The 8179-nt window shown below is 54.8% G+C and carries 5 protein-coding genes; 2 read left to right on the top strand and 3 right to left on the bottom strand.

Annotated features, from left to right (window positions below):
- Nucleotides 1–221: 221 nt before the first annotated feature.
- The gene (locus tag QEH52_RS18530) at nucleotides 222–1964 is read left to right on the top strand and encodes an ABC transporter ATP-binding protein (RefSeq protein WP_308952447.1); all 1743 of its coding nucleotides are present in this window, start codon (nucleotides 222–224) and stop codon (nucleotides 1962–1964) included.
- Between the two features lie 134 nt (nucleotides 1965–2098).
- Here QEH52_RS18530 and QEH52_RS18525 read toward each other — a convergent pair whose 3' ends face one another.
- The 3 genes from QEH52_RS18525 to QEH52_RS18515 form a co-directional block, all read right to left on the bottom strand.
- Complete coding sequence (locus tag QEH52_RS18525) at nucleotides 2099–3430, bottom strand: homoserine dehydrogenase (protein WP_308952446.1); 1332 nt, start codon at nucleotides 3428–3430, stop codon at nucleotides 2099–2101.
- A 110-nt stretch (nucleotides 3431–3540) separates the two neighbouring features.
- Nucleotides 3541–4992 carry a Do family serine endopeptidase gene (locus QEH52_RS18520; RefSeq protein WP_308952445.1) on the bottom strand — a complete coding sequence of 484 codons (1452 nt, stop codon included), beginning with the start codon at nucleotides 4990–4992 and terminating at the stop codon, nucleotides 3541–3543.
- Nucleotides 4993–5072: 80 nt separating this feature from the next.
- Nucleotides 5073–5771: a sulfite exporter TauE/SafE family protein gene (locus tag QEH52_RS18515; protein ID WP_308952444.1), complete on the bottom strand. Its 699-nt coding sequence runs from the start codon at nucleotides 5769–5771 to the stop codon at nucleotides 5073–5075.
- 199 nt (nucleotides 5772–5970) lie between these two features.
- Between QEH52_RS18515 and ligA the strand changes: the two genes are divergently transcribed.
- Nucleotides 5971–7968 (top strand): NAD-dependent DNA ligase LigA, encoded by a 1998-nt coding sequence (ligA, locus tag QEH52_RS18510; protein WP_308952443.1) that lies wholly within the window; start codon nucleotides 5971–5973, stop codon nucleotides 7966–7968.
- The last annotated feature ends 211 nt before the right edge of the window (nucleotides 7969–8179 follow it).

Below are 8179 nucleotides of genomic sequence, written 5' to 3'. Positions count from 1 at the left end.
AGACCCCGTATCCGCAGCCAAGCAGGCAACTAAGCCAGGCGTCTGACCGGGTCTGAAGACCCCGGCTACGTGTCCCCGCACTTTCAATCACACCCCCATGAACTTCCAACATAGAATGACTCTCGACAGACTAAATGGAATTCTGTGATTTAATAGACTTTCGGCACATAGCAACAAATGCTCCACTCACTTTTCATTATATTTCCTCTTTAGCTTTCGCTATGTATCTTAAACGCTTCAGCCCTTACTTTAAATTCCTTAAGCCCGTCCGTGTGCAGTTTGCGCTCGGGTTGCTGGCGGGCATTGTCTATGCCGCCTCTTCTGGATTTGGCTTACCCCTCGTGATCAAATATTTAGTGCCCCTAGTCACCGAACCGGAGGGGCCGACTGGGTGGAAGCTACTGGGGATTTTGGCGATGGTGCCCATCGTCTTTGTTTTTCGCGCCCTCGGCAGCTTTGCCAATGCTTATCTCATGGCCTACACGGGCATGCATGTGTTGGAACAAATCCGAAGAATGGTCTTTGAGCATATTCAAAGCCTGCCACTTGCCTTCTTTGGACGCAATAAGGTGGGCGATTTGATGAGTCGCGTCATGGGCGATACCAGCCAACTACAAGGTGCAATTGTCAAAGTGGTCGATAGCCTGATCAAGGAACCTGCCACGCTCATCAGTGCCGCCGCTTACTTAGTTTATTTGTCGACTAAAGAAAATGACATCAGTTTCGTCCTAATTGCACTCGCCACTGTGCCTGCATGCGTCTTGCCGGTCAAAGCGATCGGCACGCGCATACTGAAAAAGGCTGGCAAAGCTCAAAAGCAAGCGGGCGAACTGAACCATGTGCTCAACGAAAATCTGTCCGCTACGCGGGAAGTCCGCGCATACAATCTGGAAGCGCGTGAGAGCGAACGCTTCGGCAAGGCCTGCAGAAACTTTCTAGAAAAGTCATTAAAAGTCGTCAAATACGATAAGGCGCTGACTCCCCTGATCGAGGTCGTCACCTCCTTCGCGATCGTGATCGCGCTCTACGTGGCCGTCGTCAACGAAGTCGATGAAGGCGCTCTGGCCTCGATTCTCGCGGCGCTCTATATGTGCTATCAGCCAGTCAAGAAGCTGGGCTCTGTCTCCAATACAATTCGCAAGGCCGAAGCCTCGCTGGATCGCTTGGAATTTGTGCTGCATACAGTCGATACCGTGCCCGAAACAACTGCTCCGCAAAGCCTCGGCAGTGTGAAGGGCCAAATTTCGATGCAACGGGTGCAGTTTAAATATACGGACGACAGCGTGGTGCTGGACGACATTCAGGTAGATATCGCTGCGGGGGAAATTGTCGCTCTGGTCGGCCCTAGTGGTGCGGGCAAAACGACTTTTGCGAATCTGGTGCCACGCTTCTACGACGTCACGGAGGGCAGCATTCGTATTGATGGCATCGATGTGCGCGACGTTCTCAAATCTGAACTGCGCAGCCATATTGCGCTGGTCTCGCAAGAAGCGCTCCTCTTTAGCGATAGCATCGCCAACAACATCCGGATCGGCAAACCAGATGCCAGCTTGGAGGAAATTAAAATTGCAGCTGAAATGGCCAATGCTCACGAGTTCATCGAAGCACTGGACCAAGGCTACGAAACTGAAGTCGGCGAGCGTGGCTCACGCCTCTCCGGTGGCCAGCGTCAGCGTATTTCGATTGCACGCGCCTTTCTGAAAAATGCGCCCATCATTATTTTGGACGAGCCCACCTCGGCCTTAGATGCAGAGAGCGAGCATCAGATACAAGCCGCACTGGAAAAGCTGTCCAAGGGCCGCACGGTTTTGATCATCGCGCACCGCTTTAGCACTATTAAGCACGCGGATCGTATCCTAGTCTTTGACGCAGGCAAAATCGTGGCAAGTGGCAGCCACGCGGAGCTCTACCCAAGCAGCGAGCTCTACCGTAGTTTATACGATAAACAGGCACAGCGCCAATAAAAGCGCACACACCTGAGAGGCACCTGCTGGCATATACGCAGCGAATCTAAAAGACTCGGCTATAAGTCACACATTTCGCCCTCAAGTCGCGGAGCACACCGGCCCCGCAACTTGGTCTAGCCGAAAGAACTCGACTACGACTGATTGGGATCGAAAATTCGGAAACTGACAGGGGCGCCGATCACTGCGCCTTCGGCGGCCAGTACGGCTTTCGCGCGCGTGATGGCGGCCTCATCGCTCTTGTGCGTGGTCACCATTAACTTGGCCGTGCCATCTTCGAGTTCTTTCTGATTCACAGTTGCGAAACTGATGTGTTCTTTGGCCAAAATATCTGAAATTTTAGCCAGTACGCCCTCTTGGTCCTTCACGTGAATTCGAAGGTAATAACGTCCAGCAAGGGTCTCCGAATCGGCTAATTCAAGGCCATCGGCGAGCTTTTGGTAAGTCGCCTCATCCTCCTCCGAAATCGCCGGTGCGGGTGCGCCTTGCAGCATAAAGACGGCGTCGGCAATATCGCTGATCACGGAGCTGGATGTCGCATCTTGCCCCGCGCCGCGGCCGATCAATACCGTGGTGCCGACCACGTCGCCTGTCACGCTGACTCCATTATAAACTTCGTCCACTCCGGCGATCACCTCTTGTTTAGAGATCAAGGCCGGGTGTAAGCGCACTGAGAGTTGGTTGGCTTCGAAGTCGCGCGCGATCACGGCGAGCAGCTTAATCTTATAGCCGAGCTGCCCCGCGATCTCGATATCCTCTCCAGTGATGTCGCGGATGCCTTCGCAGATAATCTGGTCGAGCCCCACCCATTTCCCATGCGCGAGGTACGCCAAGATCACTGCCTTGTGGGCCGCATCAATGCCATCGAGATCCAGCGCCTCGTCCGCTTCGACATAGCCGAGCTTACGCGCATCGCCCAAGGTCGCATCGAAGCTCAAGCCTTCGCGCTCCATGCGAGTCAAAATGTAATTGGAGGTACCGTTTAAGATACCAAAAATCAGCTTAAAGCGATTGGCGACCAAGGCTTCACGAATGGTTTTGATGATCGGAATCCCGCCTGCCACCGAAGCCTCGAAGAAATAATGGCCGCCATTTTGACGCGCGATTTCAAAGAGTTCTTCGCCGTGTTCACAAATGAGCGCCTTGTTGGCAGTCACCACGATCTTGCCCTGCTGCAGCGCACGGCGTGTCAGCTCCAGCGCCTTGCCAGTGCCGCCCATCAATTCACAAACGATGTCGATCTCGGGATTGTCCACGACTCGCGCCGGATCATCTGAATAACACTCCGCAGGCACCTGTACCTCGCGCGCCTTGCTGGCATCTTTGACCACGACTTGCGTGATCGCGAGCTCCGCCCCCAAGCGGTATTCAAGAGCCGAACGGTTCTTATCAATATTCTTCCAAACTCCTTGGCCGACGACCCCAAAGCCGAGTAAACCGATGCGTATTGTGCGTTTCTCAGACATATTTCTCAAAATTTATAGATAAAGCTAAATGTATTTCGCCCCACGGTGGACGCAACGAAGCGGAGCAGCCAATAGCAGCCGCCGGAATACTCAAGGCCATAATCCGGGGACTAGAGCTTAAAGACGATAAAGCCCTTCGTGCCCTTGGCCCACACATAGAGTCGGTTCTGGGAACCTTCCACCAGCTGATCGGCAATCGCATCGGCACTGTCAACCGCAGCACCGTTGACCTCCAAGATCACCATCTGTGCTTCTAGCTTATCTACAAACGGAGAATCGGACGAAACACCCGCGACGAATACGCCTTCGACCTCCGCAGGGATCGAGAAATCGGCACGCACGGCTTCGTCGACAGCACGCAGAACGACGCCTTTCAGCGGACTCGTATCGACCAACCCACCCGAAACTTTACCATTTAAGCTCCCCAAGGTGACTGGCAGAACCAGCGTCTCGCCCATCCGTATCAAAGTCAGGTCCACATCGGTGCCTGGTAGGATCTGAGAGACGACTAAGCGCAACTGCGCCGCCGAGTCGATTTCCACATCATCGACCTTCACAATGATGTCGCCATGGCGCACGCCGGCGCTTGCCGCTGGCGAGTCTTCTTGCACTTGATTGACCAAGGCGCCACGCGTGCTATCCAGCCCAAAGGCATCTGCCATGTCACGGGTCAGATCCCCCGGAAACAGGCCCAACATGCCACGTGGCACTTCCCCGCGTTCAATCAAATTAGAAGCCACGTTCAGCACCATATTGACTGGAATCGCAAAACCGATCCCGATGCTTCCCCCGCTGCCGGAAACGATTGCAGTATTGATACCGATCAGGCGACCCCAGGCATCGACCAGCGCGCCGCCGGAATTGCCCAAATTAATCGAAGCGTCCGTTTGAATGAAATTCTCATAGGAGCCTGGCCCCAGGATCTCGCCCTTGCGATTGCGTCCCGTGGCAGAGACGATGCCTTGTGTCGCAGTCAACCCCACATCAAGCGGATTCCCAATCGCAAAGACGATGTCCCCCACCCGAATCAGCTCACTGTCCGCCAGCGTAATGGCTGGCAACGAGACTTCAGCATCAATTTTAAGCACCGCCACATCTGTCTTCGAATCGGAGCCGACCAAGGTCGCCACATACTCAGAATCATCATTCAGGCGCACCCGTATCTCATCGGCCTGACGCCCGCGCACCCCCTGCACCACGTGGTGATTGGTCACGATATAGCCATCTGTAGAGATAATCACACCCGAGCCCACCCCGAGCGGCTCTTTACGTTCGCGTGTGCTGCCTGTATTGGGCTCCATCTGTGGCACAGGTTGAGCAAATTGCCGCAGAAAGTCGGGCAAAGTTCGAACCTGGCCCACCGTCACAATTTGCGATGTATACACCGTCACCACCGAAGGCGTCGCTTGATCCAGCACGTCCGCATAAGAAACCAAGGCTTTGCCCGCCTCTGCTTGAATCGGCTGGGTATCCACCTTGGCATTCAACGGCGGATGTTCCTCCGCAAACAGAGGCGCAATCGTGAGTAGAGATATCAGAGAGAAGCAAGTGGCGTATTTCATGATCAGATGCGTAATAAGATAGAGATAAAAATGGACAGAAAGCGTCCGATGGAGTTCCGCAATAATTTTAGCTCACAGCATCAAAACGGATGACAGACCCAGTTCTCCGCACCTTCAATCCCGAGAGTCGTACGCAAGCGCCAAGCCACCACCAAGGCAGCCACCAAAGCCAAGCCCCGTTGTATGCGCACCAGCGTCACAGGCGTCACTTTCAGCTGCACTCGCATAAACTGACTCTGAGCCAACCACAACAAGGGCAAGGTCCCGAGTCCGAAACCGATCGCGAACTCTGCGCCTTTTAGCGGAGAGCCGGAAAACAGAGCGAGCCCGAAGATCATATAAAGTGGTCCACAGGGCAGCAGAGGACTGGCCAGCCCAATCACAGCTGCGGCCACCGGTTTTTGCAAACGACTGAAGCGGGCAGTGACCTGCCGATACAATTTCCCCAGCCAAATCGGCTTGGGTAAAAAGCGATCCAAGCGAAAGGCCACCATCAAAAAAAACAGCACTAAGATCCACGGCAGATAATTCAGCCAAGAGCTCTCAACAGAGCGGATCACCACTGAGCCAAAGGCCCCCGCCAGCGTGCCGACCAGTGCATACGAAAACAGCTTGGCCAGATGGTAGCAGGTCAAGACCAGCTGCGGGCTGGCATCTTGCGCCTTTGTCGGCGCAAAGGCGCACGATAAGGGGCCGCACATCGCGACGCAGTGTACGCTGGTGATGAGCCCCGCAATCAAGGCCGTGTATGCGTTGTAAACTGTCTGGTAATCAAACATCTGCTTAACAAGATCCCATAAAACACTACAGAATTGCCGAATACAGATTGATAGCAAGTCACATCAGTATTATCAGATTAATGATTCTGCCTACAATGATTCTGCCGAGGAAAAACAACAGCAAAGCCTGAACACGGAGTTTTAATATAACTCAAAGATCGCAGCTTTACACCAAGCCATTCACAGTTTCACTTGCGCCATGGCTGATCCGCAGAAAACAATTGCCCGACTACGCGCCGAAATCGCAGAGCACGACCGTCTCTACTACAAAGAGGCGCAGCCCAAGATCGACGATCAGGCCTACGATCGCCTCAAGGCCGAGCTGGCCCAATTAGAAGCCGCCAACCCGGAATTTGACTTCGGTGCCGCCCCCTCGCCCACTCAAAGCGTGGGCGACGACCGCTTGGAAGCCTTTGAGAGCTACCGTCACCGCAAACCGATGCTGAGCCTGGATAATACCTATAGCTCGGCAGAACTGATCGAGTTTGGCCAACGACTGCTCAAGCGCTTTCCGGAGCAAGCGCTCACCTATTTGGTCGAGCCCAAGATCGACGGTGTCGCCGTCAGCCTCAGCTATGAGGACGGAGTACTAGTGCGCGCCGTCTCCCGTGGCAACGGCATCGAGGGTGACGATATTACCTCCAACGTGCGCGGCATCCGCGGCTTACCGGACAGGATTCAAGGCGCACCCACTGTGCTGGAGGTGCGCGGCGAAATCTACATGCGCCACCAGGAATTCGAGCGCATCAACGTCGCCCGCGCAGCGGAGGGGCAAGCGCTCTATGCCAACCCACGCAATCTCGCCGCAGGCACCATCAAACTGCTCGACCCTGCCGAGGCCCGCAGTCGCCAACTCGACATCGTGCTCTACGGCATCGGAGCTTGCGAACCAGGCAACTATTTCAGCACACAATCCGAGATTCAGCAAAAACTGAAGGAATGGCAGTTCCCGGTGCTAGAGAAGTATTGGCTCGCCGATGATATAGAAAGCGCCTGGAAGTGCATCGAAGAACTGGATACACTGCGGCAAAATTTTGCCTACCCGACCGACGGCGCGGTGGTCAAACTCAACGACTTCGCACAGCAAGAAGAAGCTGGCTACACCTCCAAAGCACCCCGCTGGGCGATCGCCTACAAGTTCGAAGCCGAACGCGCCGAGACTTTACTCAAAGAAATCAGCCTCCAGATTGGCCGCACCGGCGCCGTTACCCCCGTCGCCATTTTAGAGCCGGTGCAACTCGCAGGCACCACCGTCTCACGAGCCACCTTGCACAACGAGGACGAGATCCAGCGCAAAGACATTCGCCCCGGCGACACGGTGCTGGTGCAAAAGGCCGGCGAAATCATCCCACAAGTGCTCAGCGTCAATCTCGCGAAACGCCCCGCCGACAGCCAGCCTTTCATATTTGGCGAACACCTCAAAGCGCTCGGCATCGAGGCCGAACGCGACCCCACGCAAGCAGTTTGGCGCATCGTGAGCAAGGACGACCCGATCCGCCAGCAACGCGCGCTGCAACACTTCGCCAGCCGCGCTTGCATGGACATCGAAAACCTCGGCAGCGCCGTCGTCGAACAGTTGGTTAAGCGCGGCATGGTCCAGACCCAAGCCGACCTCTACACCCTGACCGAAGCGCAATTGCTCGAACTAGATAAGTTCGCCGAGAAGTCGGCTCAAAATCTCATCGCCGCGTTGGAAGCCAGCAAGCAGCGCGAGCTCTGGCAACTCATCCACGGGCTCGGCATCCCGCACGTGGGCAAACAATCCGCCAAGGATCTCGAAGCCAACTTCGACTCGCTCGAAGCCATCGCCAGCGCCACCGAAGAACAGCTCGAAGCCGTCGACGGCATCGGCAGCATCATGGCGCAGAGCATTCACGCCTGGTTTGCCGACAGCGACAACCAGAGCCTCATCCAACAACTCAAAGCCCACGGGCTCAATTTTGAAAGTGCTCGCCAAGCCCAAGCCGACGGCGTGCTCGCAGGCAAAACAGTGGTGCTGACGGGAGCCCTGCCCTCACTCACACGCGACGAAGCCACTAAAATGATCGAAGCCGCCGGAGGTCGCACTAGCTCCAGTGTCAGCAAAAAGACCGACTATGTGCTCGCCGGCGAAGCCGCCGGCTCCAAATACGCCAAAGCCGAAAAGCTAGGCATCACGATTCTAGACGAAGACGAGTTCAAGCAACTAGTCGGTTGAATTTGAGAGATCTACGCAGACAAGTTGATTGTCACTTCACGCATTTAGAGCGTTTCTCAAAAGTAATGACGTAAATCGTATTATGAAATGAAGAAATCTAAATGAACCGCCTCATGCCCGAATGGCACGGACTTAAGGGCATAATACGAGTAAAAAAAGTCAACCAAAAAGCTTACGTAAAGGCCGTTGGTATGTATTGTTCTTGGATGCG

The organism is Thalassobacterium maritimum (assembly GCF_031127805.1).
Lineage (GTDB): Bacteria > Verrucomicrobiota > Verrucomicrobiia > Opitutales > Coraliomargaritaceae > Thalassobacterium > Thalassobacterium maritimum.
The sequence above is the reverse complement of the archived record's forward strand: the minus strand, read 5'-3'. Positions and strand labels throughout refer to the sequence as shown.